The organism is Bacillus sp. FSL R10-2780, assembly GCF_038006125.1.
In the GTDB taxonomy this organism is placed as follows: domain Bacteria; phylum Bacillota; class Bacilli; order Bacillales; family Bacillaceae_G; genus Bacillus_A; species Bacillus_A cereus_U.
The window spans coordinates 1,337,112-1,353,467 of record NZ_JBBOUQ010000001.1 but is presented as its reverse complement, the minus strand read 5'-3'; the positions used below and the strand labels follow the sequence as shown (position 1 = coordinate 1,353,467).

The following is a 16,356-nucleotide window of genomic DNA, read 5'->3' as shown; positions in this document are numbered from 1 at the left end:
GCCCACGATTTTAAAATAGTAATCAAACCGCTAAGTGTTTTTCTCTTCCCTGCATATTTATGAAATACCTCAGCTAATGCTCATGCTATTTTTAAACTGTGTTTTATAATACCTGAAAATATGCCCACATACACTTCAATTTGATAAATAGAGCGGCGTATGCATTAATAACTAATAAAAGATCTTCTCGCGATTTCCAAATACTACCTTTTGTGTTGGTAACATTACATCCTAATTTTTTATCCTTCACCTGGCTATATGCCCTAAATAAAAATCTTTAATCAAGTTATAAATTTAAATGGCATTCATATTTCAATTAATTTGTAACGTTTTAAAATGTGCGATTGTTAAAGAACTTTTAAAGAAATGTTCCCTAATAATAAAATTCGACAATCCACTTTCTAAATCACCTAATTTTAACGTTTAATTTAATCGATTTTTTTCGATTTCATTTCACGTCGTGTAAAAGTACCTTTATCCATTCGACTATTATCTTAAAATCCATCCAATTAAATTCATAAACTATGCGTATACTTACTCCTGCTTTTCTGCTAGCAAACTATCAATGATTTCGTTTTGGAAGTCCATAAAGTCCACTACTTTTCACGTCACTCCAAAGCGTTGTCCGATTCACATCGAGTTCTTACGTTAATTCATCCTGTGGCCTATTGTTGTTTTTTTGTCTTAGCTCGTTTAACTTAGCCAATATTATGTTACGCTTCTCTTCTGAAATAAAAAAAAGCAATCGATTTTATATCGATTGCTTTGAATTTCGTGTATCTTTTGTAGTTCTTATACATATTATAATGTCTTATTAAAAGTCTGTATTAAACAACTAGATTCACCACTACTCCAGCGTGATCAGATGGCTAAAGAGTCGTTATCGTTATATCAGCGTTTGAATTCAGATTTTCTAGCAGAATTAACGATAGGTATTTAGCCGGTCTCAACAGCAATTCGTTCCTTTATGCAACTTGAACAACCGGCGAATTTCGCATAATTTATTTCATTACCTCCGTGGCGTTAGTCCATACAATATAAATTGAATCGTATTTTCAATTTCCACTTCATCGTCCCATTTCTCTTCAGGCAATAATAAGAACCTCGTTAAGAGTAATCCTAATACAGCTGATAACGTAAGTCGTAATACAGAAGATGGTGGTATTTCAATAATTGTCCCTTCTTCTTGAAACTTTGCAATCAACTTTTTAAAATGTACAAGCAGTTCTGTTTCTATTAATTGTTGTATTTCACTTTTTAGTTCAGGCTGAAATGGTACTTCTTGAATTAATATTTTTATCATTGGAAAGTGCTTTTTAGCAAATTCAAATCTATTTTGAATTATTACTCTTAATAGCCCTTCATACGATTCATAATCTGTTTTAAATATTTCTTTTGCAAAGGCTTGTACGAAAAATGGTGCAGCAAACTTTGTTAAGGTCGGCATCACGACTGCAAACAATAAATCTTTTTTCGTTTTATAGTAGCGGAAGATTGTTCCTTCCGCTACACCAGCTCGCTTTGCAATTTCACTTGTTGAAGTTGAGGCGTACCCTTTTTCTCCAAACATATCAACAGCTGCCTCTAATATACGCATTTGACGTTCATTACGTTTATCAGTATTCGTTGCGGCAACTAATTCTTCCAGCCAATCCTTCTTCATTTATAAAGCTCCTTTTTGTCGTCATTATATTTTGCGATGTTTCTTTAAAGCAAATATATTTCCTACTGCAAATAATAGTGAAAAAAGAAGTAAAACAGTAAGATCTAAAGCAATTTCTGTAAACCCTTGATTCCGAATCATTACTTGTCTCATTGCGTCAGCACCATACGTGAGTGGAAATAATTTACCTAACATTTGTAACCATGTATTCATGGATTCCATTGGAAACAACCCAGAAAAGAAAACTTGTGGTACGATAACAAGCGGTATAAACTGAATCATTTGAAATTCATTATTTGCGTATGCCGATAAAAATGTGCCTAATGTTAGTGCAGTTAAAGAAAGCATACATGTTATAAGTAGCGTTAGCCATATTGAGCCAGCTACATATAAATCTAAAATATAAACTGAAAAACTTACAATTATAATAGATTGTATAAATGCAAAGATTCCAAAACCAATAATATATCCTACAACTATTTCCCATCTTCTCACTGGTGTGGACAATAATCTCTCTAATGTACCACTTAAACGTTCTCTTACGAAAGAAACTCCGGATAATATAAATACAAAGAAAAATGTAAAGAAACCAATTAATACGGGACCAAGCCCATCAAACATCGTAATGTCTTTAGAGCCACGTAAATAATCCACTTCAGGCTTCATCATTGATACATCACTCTTCTCTGTACTCTTTTGCAATACTTGAAGTACCGCACGATTTTTTGATGAATCACTGCCTTCTAATAGAAGATTCATTTTTCCATTCTCTAAATGAATTACTGCATCTACCTTTTGCTTTTCTAACTCCGAAACTGCTTTGTCTTTACTATATTCATAAATTGATGCTTCTTGATTTTTCATTGCTTTTACTATAGGAGCAGGCACATCGACTACAGCAATATGCGGTATATAGTCTTTTTGTGTAAATACTAGCGACAATAACCAAAGTAATAACATTGGTGCCCCAAACATCATTGCTAAAGAACGCTTATCTCGAAAAAATTGACGAATGATACGGATGACTACACCATTAACTCTCATGATTCAATCACTCCTTCTAACATAAAGACATCTTCAATTCGTCCGGATGACGTTTGTTTTTTCAATTCCTCCGGTGTGCCAATCGCAACTAAATTTCCTTCTCTAATTAGCCCTAGACGTTCGCAAAACTCTGCTTCATCCATAATGTGCGTTGTTACAATAATAGTAGTGCCTTTCTTTTTAAGATCATAAAACTTCTCCCAAATCGATTTTCGAAGAAGAGGATCTATCCCAACTGTTGGCTCATCTAAAATCATTATTTCAGGTTCATGAAGGAGTGCTATCGCCAATGATAAACGTTTTTTCATTCCACCTGAAAAATGCTGTACTTGCTTTTTCATATGCTCTGATAATTGTACAAGTTCAAAAACTTCTCCGATTCTCTCTTTCTTACGCTTACCTTTTAACCCATACATCGTTGCAATGAAATCTGCATTTTCATATGCCGATAGTTCTTCGTATAATGCATCAGCCTGAGCCATATAACCAATTCTTTTCATTTCATTTAGGTTAGGCATGTTTGTATTAAAAACAATTACATCCCCTGTAGTTGACTCATTAATACCTGCAATCATTTTAATGAGTGTTGTTTTCCCTGACCCGGAAGGTCCAACCAATCCAAAAATTTCTGCTTTTTCTATTTGCAACGAAAGGTTATGCAAAACTTCTTTTTTTCCAAATTTTTTTGATACATCTCGTAAAATAATTGAAGGTTGTTGCACTAAAAATCCCCCTTTTCTTTAAAGTGAGTGAGTACTCACTTTTATTTTACTCTCGAATTATCATATGTCAAACTTTACAAATAAATATTTTTTCTGTTATTTACTAAAATAATGAAACAGAGTCGACATTAGAATATCTTTTCTTAAAGTCGACTCTGTTTCATTATAAATTATTCGATTTTAGTTATGTTTTTAAATTTAAATACCTTCTAATTCTAGCAACATCTAAAGAATATTCGATAACTATTTGCTGTATTGGTAATATAACCGTTTCCGGATATAAATGTGCATATTGTAACGTTTCTGCATACTTTTCTAACCGTTTTTCTAAATACTTTACAATTTGCTCAGGATGACTTACTAATAAAGACGTACTATAATAATGAATTTGCTCCTCAATCGCCGTATATTCTTCAATTTCAAATTCTTTATGCATTTGTACACCCCTTTATATTTTTAATATCGCTTAATAATAACTATTTTAACTCGACTAATTTTTAAGTTTTTTGATTATTTACACTATAACAAACTCAATAGGTCAAATTTTGTTACTTTATGTAACGTTGAAAAATTTTAACAAAATTGTAATGGAAACTTGTACTGAAGAAAAACTACCTTTAAATTATTCCCATGAACAAAAAAGCCGTACAGATTAATTTAACTGCACGACTACAATCTCAGGTCTATTAAAAACTCTTTGCGGAATGATACTATTGCCTAATCCTCTACTAACTATCATAGACGTATTTTGTTTTTCATATAAACCCGCTGTATATTTAGGCAGTATTCCTTGATTAGGAGCAACTAATCCCCCGATAAAAGGTAACCGAACTTGTCCCCCATGTGCATGACCCGATAAAACTAAATCTACTTTCTCGTCAGCATACTCTTCAAAAAATTCAGGCCTATGAGATAGCAATACCTTAAAACCGTCTGAATGCATTCCATCTTTAGCTTTCCTAATCTCACTTTTAACAATATGTTCTTCATCACGATTTCCACTAGTAAATTCTGGATCATCAATACCTAGCAAGTTTATTTCTTGCCCATCTTTTTGAATGCTTACATGCTCATTTCTTAAAACAGTAACATTATGTGATCAATATAACTCATTAAATTCTAGTAAGGTCCATCATTCACTTTTATTAATAGCTCGTTTTATATTTAATTTTTATTGCATAGTCCCTTTTAATCAAGGAAACGGCAGATTGGCACTTATGTTAATGCAATTGCTATTAATACAGAATGGACATACATTTGTAAAATATGTATGTTTAGATAAATATATCAAGAAAAATGAATCTGAATATTACAATTCAATTTATAAATCTTCGGTAAATTGCTACTGCGAGGAACATAATAGTAGCTTTTGGTTAAAAACGTTTTTAACTATTATATTAGAGGCGTACAAAGATCTTCATAATACAGTTTTAGATTCTATATGTAAACATACTAAAGTGGAGAGAATTCAGGATTTTATACTTAAACAAAAGCAGCCCTTTACTAAGGAGAATATTCGTAACACATATCCAGACATAGCCGAGAGTACAATCAGTAAGGCTTTAAATTCCTTGCAATTGTTTGGTCATATTAAGCTAGTTACAAAAGGAAGAAATGCAAGTTGGATTAAAGTCTAGCCATAATTTTAAAACACTTACGGTTCCAAAAAAGAAAATTAAAACTTTATCATTTAAATTCATGCCTTTGGGCTCATATTCATTGAATTTCACTTTAATATATTAAGCTATTATTACTAATTTAGTTATTTCTAATTCCTACAAAACATTTTATAGGAAAATTTGTCGAAAAAAGTCGCATTTTAATATTTTTTCTTTATTTTCTGATTGTAAACGTTTCATTTTCGTGTTACCATCTTAATCAAACAATAGATGGTAATAAAAATGAAAATATTTCTTTCCTTTAGAAACATATAAGCGTACGGTCATATCAAGAAAATAAGGCCAAAGAAATATTTGATACCTATCCAAATAACCAATAGGAATTTTGCCGTATTAACTTTCTGTTATTTCAGAATAAAACTTCAAATTTTGTCCCTAAACAAAATTTGTTAGCGTGCAAAATTCAAATACACTAAAACACCCAAATAAATAAAATGTCCTTTTTTATTGAGCATTGAGGTATGGAAAAAAATTCTTCCTACAAAATTCAGCTGAATAACATAAAGACATCTAAATTACTACCTTTATCGCCATCTATCGTTGACAACATATTTACCAACTATAAAAAAGAACCTATCGAGGGTTCTTTTTTATTATAATCATTCAAATTTCAATTCTATCTTGTACTTAGATTTCTACACAAATTACATCTACTTTTTTGCTCTCAATTATTGAATTTATAATATAGCACATCAAACTTAGTTATTCTTGATCCAAATCAGTTTAAATTAGTGAATAAAATTCAATCATATAATAATAATAAATACAACTAATCGTTATATATTAAAGAGGTGTCAATTTTGTCCTTAAATGAAGAGACCTTAGAAACTAAGACAGATATAACCATTGAAAAAATCCAAACAAGTAACTTAAATGAACTTAAAAACACATTAGATAACATCTTTGATATTAGTGCAGATTTGATTGAACATCCTTTGCAATTAAAAACAAACACGAATATTTTACTATATTATTTTGAAGGCCTTACAGATGGTGTTGCATTAAAAGGAAATGTTGTTACACCATTATTACAAGCAGTGAATGAAGACAGTCAAATATTTAATTCTAATATTATTGCTACTCATACCAAAATAGTATATACGTGGAATGAAATTAAAGAAGGATTACTTGAGGGACAATGTGTACTGTTTATGGAAGGAGAAAAGAGGTCCCTTCTAATAAATACAAAAGGTTGGGCAGAGAGAGCGATTCAAGAACCCATTTCAGAAGTTACTATTAAAGGCTCACATGATGGGTTTATTGAGAATGCCACAAAAAACATAGGCTTAATTCGTCGATATATTCCTTCTACTGAATTGAAAATTAAAAAATTGACAATTGGAGAACGCGCCACTTCTTTAGTCTATTTAATTTACTTAGGGGATGTAGCAAACGAAGATGTGGTCCAAGAAATAGAAACTAGAATCTGTAAAATTAAAACGGATGCGGTATTGAGCATTGGAGAACTATCTAATTTTACAAAGGATCAAAATTGGACTCCTTTTCCACAGGCTTATTTAAGTGAACGCCCAGATGCCATTTCTAATCATATACTTGATGGAAAAGTAGCAGTGTTAATTGATAGATCTCCTGGTGCGATGATTGTCCCAATGAATTTAATTGGATTTTTTCAGACTCCAGATGATTATAATATACATTGGCTCATTGCATCATTTTTTCGCTTATTACGATTTGCAGGATTTATTATAGCTATTTTTTTACCCGCAATTTATATTGCTATAGTCTCTTTTCACTTTGAAATCATTCCTTTAGATCTATACACTTCTATTGCAACGTCAAGAGTTAAAGTCCCTTTCTCTCCTTTATTGGAAGCTTTTATAATGGAAATCACACTAGAAATGCTACGTGAAGCTGGTATTCGCTTACCACAACCAATTGGACAAACAATTGGAATTGTTGGAGGGATTGTAATTGGGCAGGCGGCTGTTCAAGCTGGTCTTGTGAGTAACGTTATGGTTATTATCGTATCTATTACCGCCATTGCATCATTTATTGTGTCTAATTATGATTTATCAAGTTGTATTCGGCTTATTCGTTTTCCAATGATGTTATTGGCCTATTTTTATGGGATTGTAGGTATTGTTAGTGGATTAATGCTCTTATTTGCTCATTTTGTTTCACTAACTTCCTATGGTTCACCATATGGATTGCCAATTGCACCATTTCGTCTCCAAGAGTTAAAAGATTCTTTTGTAAGATTTCCTATTTCTATGATCACCACCCGCTCGAGTACAGGACAGCCGAAACAAAGAAAGAAAAAAGAAGGTGGTTCGCATGGGAAATCTTAAATTCCAAAGCATAACCTTATTCGAATATATTGTTTTCATTCATTCACTACAACTTGCATCAGGTATGTTAATTATGCCAAGCCCTCTTGCCACTACCGCTGGTACAGACGGCTGGATTTCTATCATTCTGGGATGGATAATTACTTCTATAATTGGCGTAATTATTATATTAATGTTACAAAAAAATCCTAACAAAAATTTCTCTCAGATCTTAAATACATACTTTGGTAAATGGCTAGGGACAATTTTTCTTCTTTTATATGCCTTTTATCTATTTTTTGCTGGTTTTAATACTTTATTAAAGGCAACTGATATTGTAAAAGTGTGGATATTCCCTTCCACTCCTGCTTATCAAATCGCAATATTATTACTATTGCCTTTTATCATTTTAGCCCTGAGTGGGTTAAGGGCTCTTACTAGTTATTCTATGCTTGTTTTCTTCTTCACTACTTGGATGCCACTATTTCTTCTTTTTTCATTAAAAAGTAACTACAATCCTTTACATCTACTACCTATTTTTAAAGATGGCATATACCCTATTGTAAAGGCAACAAAAGAAACCATTACTCCTTATGCAGGCTTAGAAATTGCATATTTTATTTATCCGTTCTTACAAAAAAAACAAAAAGCCATAAAAGGAATACTAATAGCGAATACTGGAACCATGTTTTTCTATATATATGTGACTATTCTTTCTTATATATACTTTAGTCCGGAGGGGATAAAAGACGTAATTTGGCCAGTATTTCATCTGTTAAAAGGGGTTCGTTTTTCTTTCGTAGAACGATTAGAAATTATATATATCGCTTACTATTTGATTGTATTTTCCACTACAATATATCCGTATTTATTTTTCAGTTTCGAATCTGTAACCATTTTATTTCAAAAAACCGTTCGCAATTGGGTGCTAGTTGGTTTTATGCTATTAATAGTCGGCTTATTCGTTTTTCTAAATCCCGATGTGGATCAATATTTATTTATATATTCTCTTATGGATATCTTAAATATCATTTTCTTTATTCTATTACCAATCTTTTTTTTCGCTTACAGCATTCTTTTTACTTGGTTTACTAGGAGGAAACAGCTTTGATTCGAAAATGGATATGGATTGTAATCTGTTGTGTATGTTTAATTGGTTGTAGTCAGAGAATTCCTCTTGAGAAGGTTTCATTAATCCTTTTAATTGCCTTGGATAGAAACTCTAATGGAGACGTAAAGGTGGGCACAAGCATACCACTCTTTCATCATAGACAGCCAAAAAGTACTATAGAGCACTGGACTCAGGCATCAACTGTATATAATGGATTCAGTAAGATAGATACGAAGTTAACGGGCTATATGACAGCCTCCAAAGCTGAAATCATTTTAATTGGGAAAAAATTGGCCCAAGAAGCAAATTGGATGCAGGAGCTTGATTCTTCTTACCGTGATCCTTACGCTACCATTAATGCTAAAGTAGTACTTGTTGATGGACCTGTAGAAGAAATTTTCACAATTAATAAGCCCGATAAACCATCACTACCATCTTATATAAGTAGTGTAATCGAATCCTCCATTCAAAATAATCAATCCGTTTCTTCCACTATTCAACAATTAATGAGAGAAAAAAATGAAGAAGGAATGACACAAGCTGTTCCAGTTATCAAAAAAACAAAAAATGAAATTGACACGATAGGAATTGCACTTTTAGATCGACAAGGAAAATTTTTAACTCGTATCCCTAAAAAAGATGTTAAATTCTTCAATCTTATAAATAAGCCCAAAAATAAAGGCCGGATGATACTACACCTTGTGCTTCCTCCTAAAAAATCCAACAAAAAACCAAACACTTCTATCTTGGTACAGAATGCGACAAGGAAGGTAGATGTTAATTTTCAAAACGGAAAGTTTGTATTTAATCTCGATATAAATGCAAATGTAGCTTTAATAGAAAAAACCAATGCGAATTTAATTAAGGGACATTATGATAATAAAAAAAACATAAATAATTTAAAGAGTGCTATTCAAAAAGAAATTAATAAGAAGTTACAAGATATTTTGGATGAAATACAGCAGAATAAAATTGATCCAATCGGATTATCCCTATATGCTAGAGCTTTTCAATATAAAGAGTGGAAAAAACTAAAAGGAAATTGGTTGCAAGCGTTAGCAGAGGCTAAAATAAATGTAAAGACACACGTCAAAATAAAAGATACTGGGACCATTAGAAATTAGACTAGCCTATTCTTGTATTTGATAGCATTTCTCAGTAAAATTTTCCCTCCTCAATAATTATTATGTAAAAGATGCTAACTCAAAGAAAAATTTTTAAGTTAAATACAAAGCAATAGATTTTTCTTTTTTATCTAACAGTTCTTTTAAAATGACAACAATTTAACTGCAATAATCCAGTATAAGTTTCTAATTTAAGGAAACGGAGAACTTATAATTCTGGTGCAGTGGACGTGCCAAATTTCATTCCAATAGCAACCCCAAGATAAAACATCAAAGCCGAAATTCCTAAGTTAAGGAATTTCGGCTTTTTGAGTTCGTAAGAATATCTTAGTTTTAGTTCTATGTACCTTGATAGAATAGGTACACATCAACATATTTCTGCATAACTTGATCGTTTAATTTGATTGAGCTACCAAGGGTTTTCGTCTATATCAATATATTAACATTTAAATTACAAATCAATTTTCTAGCACTATATTTGTTTTCTTAAAGATCTTTAATCTTGTTCTTAAATTTGTCAAACCTCTCATATAACTATACAAAAAATATATGCTATTATGGTTTTAAGAAACTATGTGTTCCCTTAACCCTGTATTTTACAGGGTCTTTGTTTATTTGATTTACTTTTATTACACCTCCGTCTTTTCAATTTATAAAGAATAAAAAATCATTTTATGACTGTATAAATGCCCTTGCAACAAAACCCGTATTCCCCTATTTTTTTGAAGAAACAGGATCCATTTTTAATGTTTTTATCCCTTCGTTTAATGTAAACGCATCTGCTCTTAATGTTTTCCACCTATCTTTCGCTGCATTCAAGTTAGGTTTTAAGAATTTAAATTTATTTTGATTCCCTTAAACCTATATGAATCCCTCATCTAAAAATGATTTTAATATAATTTAATAGTGATTGACGCATTTGTGTCTTTTATATGGATATGTAAAATTACATATCCATATAGGAGTAACTAGCTTAAATACGCCAAAATATTATTATCGTATACATAATAATATTGTTGCTACGAACACCACAGGAGAAAACTCCCCTCATGCACTTTAAGGCATAAATTGTCCATGAAATAATAATTTTTGCTTATATACTTACTATTCATTATAGGAATACAAAAAGCGATTCTTTTCACATTAAAAAGAATCGCTTTCCAAGTTCATATTTTTAATTACATTAAATAAAGAATTGTGAGATTATCACCTAAGAGCATTAACTATAACTTCAGCAGCCTCTGCAATTAGTTGATTATCATAGGTAGCCTCTTTCTCATCTTTACTGGATAAAATTGCGATGATAATGGGTGCTCTATTCGGCGGCCAAACGATAGCAATATCATTTCGTGTCCCATAACTTCCAGCTCCTGATTTATCTCCAACTACCCAGTCAGTTGGTACGCCTGCACGAATAAGTTTGTCTCCTGTAGCATTTCCTTTCATCCACTCTGTAAGAATTTTACGTTTATCAGCTGGAAGTGCATTTCCGACCGTAAAAGCCTTAAGATTGGTAGCAATTGCTTTTGCTGTACTAGTATCACGAATGTCTCCTGGAATAGCCTCGTTTAACTCTGTCTCAAAGCGATCAGCCATAGTAACCCGATCACCCATCTGTCTAAGCGCTTTTTCATATCCCTTAGGTCCACCTATTTTATGAAATAAAATGTTCCCTGCAGTATTATCACTGGAACGAACAGCAGCCTCAGCAATTTCTCCTAGTGCCATTCCGGTATCTACATGTTTCTCAGTAACAGGTGAATATTCCACTAAGTCGTCTTTCGTATAAGTGATAACTTCATTTAATTTCTCAATTGAGTTTTGCTGTAGCAATACTCCTGCCGCTAATGCCTTGTAGGTTGATGCAAAGGCAAATCTTTCGTTAGGTCGATAAGCAATTGTTCGATTTGTACCAGTATCAATAGCATACACACCTAATCGAGCATCAAATTTTTTCTCAAGTTGAGAGAATTCTTTATACGTCGCATGATTTTTATGTTTAACTGGTCCGGTCTTTTCTTTCGCTTCAACTTGCAATGCCCCTCCTGTAAAAGCTTCTAGACTTGTAAGACTTAAACCTAATATACCAACGCATATACCTATTTTTAGCATCCTCTTGTTTTTCAAAATCATCATTCCTTTCAAATTTTCAATACTGAAAACAAGTAGTAAATTCAATACACTGTATCCTATTTGAACACCTGTTTTTATACGTACACATAATAGACCATCTAAGAAACAAGTTTGTTCCATAAATTCAAAACCTTTTTAACTAGTAGCCAAGATATTAACAAAAGTAAGAGATAGCAACTATGATAGCTGCTATCTCTTATTTCAAATCTTCCTTTTTCTTTAACTTATAAAGGCTTTTATATAAACAGGGTCTCTTCCCCTGAGAAAAGTGCACAAATTTTACTAATTTTGATTCGAACTATCTGTACTAGCAGCTTCACCATGTATACGTTGCTTTTTTAAATCAAAGTATACATCTAAAATTTCCTTTCCAATTATAGAATTAATTCCATTTTTATCATCATGAAGCCATGGGACTACTACAGAAAATGCTACTTCTGGATTATCATATGGAGCATATCCAACTAATGTTAAGTTGTAACATTCCATACGTTCTCCTTTTGCATTTCTACCAATTGGATCATCTCCACCATATACAGTTTGAGCTGTCCCTGTCTTTCCTGCTGGTTTATATGGCGCATTGTTGAAATACTTCACGCCAGTTCCATCACCTTCTTGGAATACCCATCTAAATCCTTCTTTTATCCGATCAATATGTTCTTTCTTCATATCAACTCGATTTAATACGACAGGCTCTATAGAGCGTATAACTTTGCCAACTTCCTCTTCTTTTATTGATTGCTCTCGTATTTCTTGTACAATTTGGGGTTGCATTCTATATCCACCATTTGCAATAGTTGAAATATATTGTGCCAATTGCAATGGCGTATAAGTATCATACTGACCGATAGAAAAATCTAGTAAAAACCCAGGTTGACTATCTACTTTTCTAGTTTGCCCAATTATTTCATTCGGTAAATCAATACCTGTTGGTACCCCTAAACCAAATTGTTTAAAATAATAACGCATCTTATCAAATGCTTCTTGTTTAATATCCAATGAACCATTCGGTACGTAATTAACTCCCGCAATTTTTAAAGCTGTCTGGAACATGTATACATTCGAAGATACTTGTAAAGCTCGTAAATCATTAATATTACCAAATCCGGATACATTCCATGATTTCTTGGCTTGTGTACCTTTAAATTTCATCGGTGCATCATAAAATTGATCTCCTGGCTGTATTGCCCCTGTCTCATATCCAGTTAATAACGTTGCGCCTTTTACAGCTGACCCTTGCTCATACGAAGTTGTCATGTTACCTAATGCCAAATCCTCAATCTCTATTTCCCCTTCTTTTTCTACAATCTTTTTGCCTGCCATAGATAAAATCTGTCCGTTATTTGGATTTGTCATGACGACAAACGCTCGGTCCAACAGTGGCTCTGAACTCTTAAAAGCTCTCAAATTTTTCTCTATACTTTCTTCCACTTTCTTTTGTAATTCCATATCAATCGTTAATGTTAAACTACTACCACTTTTTCCTTTAGAGATTATTTCTGTGTTTATAATGTTTCCTGATTTATCAGTAATGTTTTTCACTTCTTCTTTTGTGCCGTGTAATACATCTTCATATCGTTGTTCAATATAACTTTTTCCTACACGATCATTACGGTTATATCCACGTACCAAATAAGAATCTAAGTTTTCTTTCGGTAGTCCTTCTTCACTACTTGTAATATTACCTAACACGGAACGAAATAAATTACCATTTACATAATTACGTTCCCAATCAACTGTTGTATCTACTCCTGGAAACTCCGCAAGGTTTTCACTTATCCGCGCATATTCTTGATCTGTCACATCTTTTTTAATAATTTGTGGTGTCAGTTGATAACCTGAACTCATTTTACTTTTAATAGCTAACACCTTTAAATCTTGTGCTGTTAATTCTGCCAATTCTACTTCTATAACGCGACTTCGTCTTAAGTCTTGAATTTTTTTGTCTAGTTCTTTTCCCTCTATTCCCTTTTCTTTAAACTTTCCTATGTCTTTTTTAGTAATCTTTGATTCCGCACGTTTCGTATTCAATTGCATCCAGAAATCTTTTTTATCGATATCGGTTAACTTATTTATATCTTGTTCAGGCATTTCAAGTACTTTCGCCAATTCTTTTGCTGTTTTTAAAATATCTTCACTCGTAATCCCCTTCACCCTTGTATACGTAATTGCGCGAAGAGATTTATTATTAACGACCGTTTTCCCTTCTCGATCTAGAATTTGTCCACGTGGAACTGGTATACTAGTTGTTTCATTTTGACTGTTTTCCACTTGGTTCTTATAAGCCTCTCCCTCAACGATTTGTACTTTTCCTAGCTGCATAATAATAGCTGAGAATAGTACAAATATGCAAAGGAACATTATATTTAATCGAATAGATATATATGTCTTCTGCTTCTTTCCTTTTTGTTCTTTCATAAATCCTCCATATAATTATTCCGGAACTCCTCACTAATACTTAGTAAATAAATATACTAAATAAGTTCCTTATATATTAGAAACCACCATTCAGTTATAAATAGTGTCTTATCTTTTTTTCTAAATCCTTGTAAGCGTCAATTCCTTTTCGTTTAGCCGCGTAATTGATAAATCTCCCTTCCTGTTTTTTTCCCTATTTCTTTGTCGCTTGCTTTAGAAATGCTAAACTGTATAATGACTCATATTAAACTTACACATAGACTTGCTAGTAACTTTTCATACTGATTATTCCTTTCTTCATGCTGTAATACTTAATAGACAACCTAAGTAATAAAGTTGTTCCACATTTACAAAAAAAATAATTAACTATAAGATGAAATAGGCTACATAAGGGAGGGTTATATGTTACATACAAAAAGATGGAGATTTTTTGCGGTTCTTTCTATTGTAGGTTTGATTTTACTAATTTTATTAAAAATCAACTTCATTTCAATTACTATCGCAACTTCTTCAGCTGAAAGAGGAAAAATTTTTGATCAAAATGGTGTAATACTAGCTACAAATAAGAAAGTTAAGTCTCTATATTGTACTTTTAATTATGAAAAGCTATCGAATCAAGATACATCAAACACATTAGCTTTTGTCAATCAATTTTCAAGCGAGTTTCAGCATGACATTTCTGCAGAGGACATAAAATCGCAATTACAACATTCTTGTAAAAAGCAGACTATGAATGATATACCGTTATACTCTGACATAAATGAGAATGAACTTACATTCATAAACAAGAACAAACCCAATAATGTAATAATCAAAGATGAATTGATTCGATATTATCCCAAACACGAAATTGGTTCACAGCTAATTGGGTATGTAGAAAATGACCTTAATTCTAAATATGGACCTGTTGGGAAAAGTGGGATTGAGCTTCAATATGAAAATGATTTAAAAGGAAAACCAGGAAAAACTCTGATTTTTAAAATGAATAATAAAAAGTTCTTATGGAACATTCAAAAAGTACAAAAAGGAAAAGATGTCCGGCTAGCTTTAGACTCTAAATTGCAGCAAAAAACAGAGGAAGCATTAAGGTCTCAAATTAAAAAAACACCTGATGCTAACGCTGGTTATGTTGTAGTAACCGATGTAAAAACTGGCGCAATTTTGACTATGGCCAACTCGGCAGTTTTTGATCCAAATATATTACATACACATGTATCATCTAAAAAGAAAAACATTAAATCACTTTCGCAAAATAAAGCAATTCAAAAATTAAAATATGGTGAGTCTTATGTAAATATGGCCTCTACTATAAAGCCACTTACTATTTTAATTGGATTAAACGAAAAGCTTTTTCAACCCGAAGATACTTATTTAGATAAAGGTACTTTTCAGTATGATAATCAAAATAACATTACTAATGCACCTGGAACGCCAACAGGTGAAATTACACCGAGTCAGGCTATCATTAATTCATCTAATACATTTATGACAGCAAAAGTAGCTCTACCCTTATTCAACCAAAATAATGGGAATATAGAAAAAGTGGCAAATATATGGACGGATTATTTAATGCAATTCGGCCTTCGTTCTAAAACTGGGATTGATTTACCCTTTGAAGAAGACGGACAATATGAATTTCATCCATCTAATAAGTTTGAAAATGGAATCTCCGCTTTATTAAATGCCTCTTGGGGAGGAAATGAAGTGCATAGCCCTCTTCAACTTGCTCAATATGCAGCAACTTTGGCAAGTAAAGGTGATAAATATAAACCTCAAATCGTAAGTGCTATTATTGGTCAGGACGGTAAGGAAACAAAAAAGTTTAAACCGATCTTAGAAAGTTCAAATCGTTATCCTATGAAATTTTGGAGTGTCGTGCAAGGTGGGATGAGTCAAAATATAGATGAGATTAAAAACTTACCTTTTGATGTCGCAGGTAAAACGGGTATTACAGGTTCTCCGAACGAGCAAGAAAGAGTGATCAATCATTCTCTTTTCATTGCATATGCTCCTGCCAAAGCTCCACAAATAGCCATTTCTGTTGTTATTCCTGGTGGCAATTTAGAAAAAAACAGCGCTGCTCTCGTTACATCAAAAGTTTTAGAGTCTTGGAATACACTTCAAAAAGAGGATAAAGATAAAGAGGAAGGTTCATTAAAGTGAACCTTCCTCTT

Annotated in this window: 10 protein-coding genes and 3 pseudogenes; 5 read left to right on the top strand and 8 right to left on the bottom strand. The window is 32.3% G+C overall.

Annotated elements, in window-relative coordinates:
* Positions 1–1,009: 1,009 nt before the first annotated feature.
* From NSQ47_RS07045 to NSQ47_RS07025, 5 genes and pseudogenes are all read right to left on the bottom strand, one after another.
* The gene (locus tag NSQ47_RS07045; RefSeq protein ID WP_016104900.1) at positions 1,010–1,663 is read right to left on the bottom strand and encodes a TetR/AcrR family transcriptional regulator; all 654 of its coding nucleotides are present in this window, start codon (positions 1,661–1,663) and stop codon (positions 1,010–1,012) included.
* 24 nt (positions 1,664–1,687) lie between these two features.
* The gene (locus NSQ47_RS07040; protein ID WP_340823893.1) at positions 1,688–2,707 is read right to left on the bottom strand and encodes an ABC transporter permease; all 1,020 of its coding nucleotides are present in this window, start codon (positions 2,705–2,707) and stop codon (positions 1,688–1,690) included.
* Positions 2,704–3,429 carry an ABC transporter ATP-binding protein gene (locus NSQ47_RS07035; RefSeq protein ID WP_340823891.1) on the bottom strand — a complete coding sequence of 242 codons (726 nt, stop codon included), beginning with the start codon at positions 3,427–3,429 and terminating at the stop codon, positions 2,704–2,706. Before NSQ47_RS07035 ends, NSQ47_RS07040 begins: the two co-directional genes overlap by 4 nt.
* 184 nt (positions 3,430–3,613) lie before the next feature.
* A complete protein-coding gene (locus tag NSQ47_RS07030; RefSeq protein ID WP_002017002.1) occupies positions 3,614–3,865 on the bottom strand; it encodes a hypothetical protein in 252 nt (83 codons plus the stop codon).
* 216 nt (positions 3,866–4,081) lie between these two features.
* Positions 4,082–4,525: pseudogene (locus NSQ47_RS07025) on the bottom strand (metallophosphoesterase); the annotation flags it as partial.
* Here NSQ47_RS07025 and NSQ47_RS07020 point away from each other — a divergent pair.
* The 4 genes and pseudogenes from NSQ47_RS07020 to NSQ47_RS07005 form a co-directional block, all read left to right on the top strand.
* Positions 4,521–5,066, top strand: a pseudogene (locus NSQ47_RS07020) (Fic family protein); the annotation flags it as partial. The pseudogenes NSQ47_RS07025 and NSQ47_RS07020 sit on opposite strands and share 5 nt — an antisense overlap.
* Positions 5,067–5,908: 842 nt before the next feature.
* Positions 5,909–7,417, top strand: a complete 1,509-nt coding sequence (locus NSQ47_RS07015) for a spore germination protein (RefSeq protein ID WP_002161729.1) — start codon at positions 5,909–5,911, stop codon at positions 7,415–7,417.
* Positions 7,404–8,507, top strand: a complete 1,104-nt coding sequence (locus NSQ47_RS07010; protein WP_002109990.1) for a GerAB/ArcD/ProY family transporter — start codon at positions 7,404–7,406, stop codon at positions 8,505–8,507. The genes NSQ47_RS07015 and NSQ47_RS07010 overlap by 14 nt, the downstream gene beginning before the upstream one ends.
* Positions 8,504–9,631 carry a Ger(x)C family spore germination protein gene (locus tag NSQ47_RS07005; protein WP_340823884.1) on the top strand — a complete coding sequence of 376 codons (1,128 nt, stop codon included), beginning with the start codon at positions 8,504–8,506 and terminating at the stop codon, positions 9,629–9,631. Before NSQ47_RS07010 ends, NSQ47_RS07005 begins: the two co-directional genes overlap by 4 nt.
* 714 nt (positions 9,632–10,345) lie before the next feature.
* Here the strand turns inward: NSQ47_RS07005 and NSQ47_RS07000 are convergent.
* The 3 genes and pseudogenes from NSQ47_RS07000 to NSQ47_RS06990 form a co-directional block, all read right to left on the bottom strand.
* Positions 10,346–10,483, bottom strand: a pseudogene (locus NSQ47_RS07000) (hemolysin); the annotation flags it as partial.
* A gap of 354 nt (positions 10,484–10,837) precedes the next feature.
* Positions 10,838–11,764 (bottom strand): class A beta-lactamase Bla1, encoded by a 927-nt coding sequence (gene bla, locus NSQ47_RS06995; RefSeq protein ID WP_372343020.1) that lies wholly within the window; start codon positions 11,762–11,764, stop codon positions 10,838–10,840.
* A 282-nt stretch (positions 11,765–12,046) separates the two neighbouring features.
* Positions 12,047–14,182, bottom strand: a complete 2,136-nt coding sequence (locus NSQ47_RS06990; RefSeq protein ID WP_340823882.1) for a peptidoglycan D,D-transpeptidase FtsI family protein — start codon at positions 14,180–14,182, stop codon at positions 12,047–12,049.
* 402 nt (positions 14,183–14,584) lie between these two features.
* Between NSQ47_RS06990 and NSQ47_RS06985 the strand changes: the two genes are divergently transcribed.
* Positions 14,585–16,345 carry a peptidoglycan D,D-transpeptidase FtsI family protein gene (locus NSQ47_RS06985; protein ID WP_340823880.1) on the top strand — a complete coding sequence of 587 codons (1,761 nt, stop codon included), beginning with the start codon at positions 14,585–14,587 and terminating at the stop codon, positions 16,343–16,345.
* The last annotated feature ends 11 nt before the right edge of the window (positions 16,346–16,356 follow it).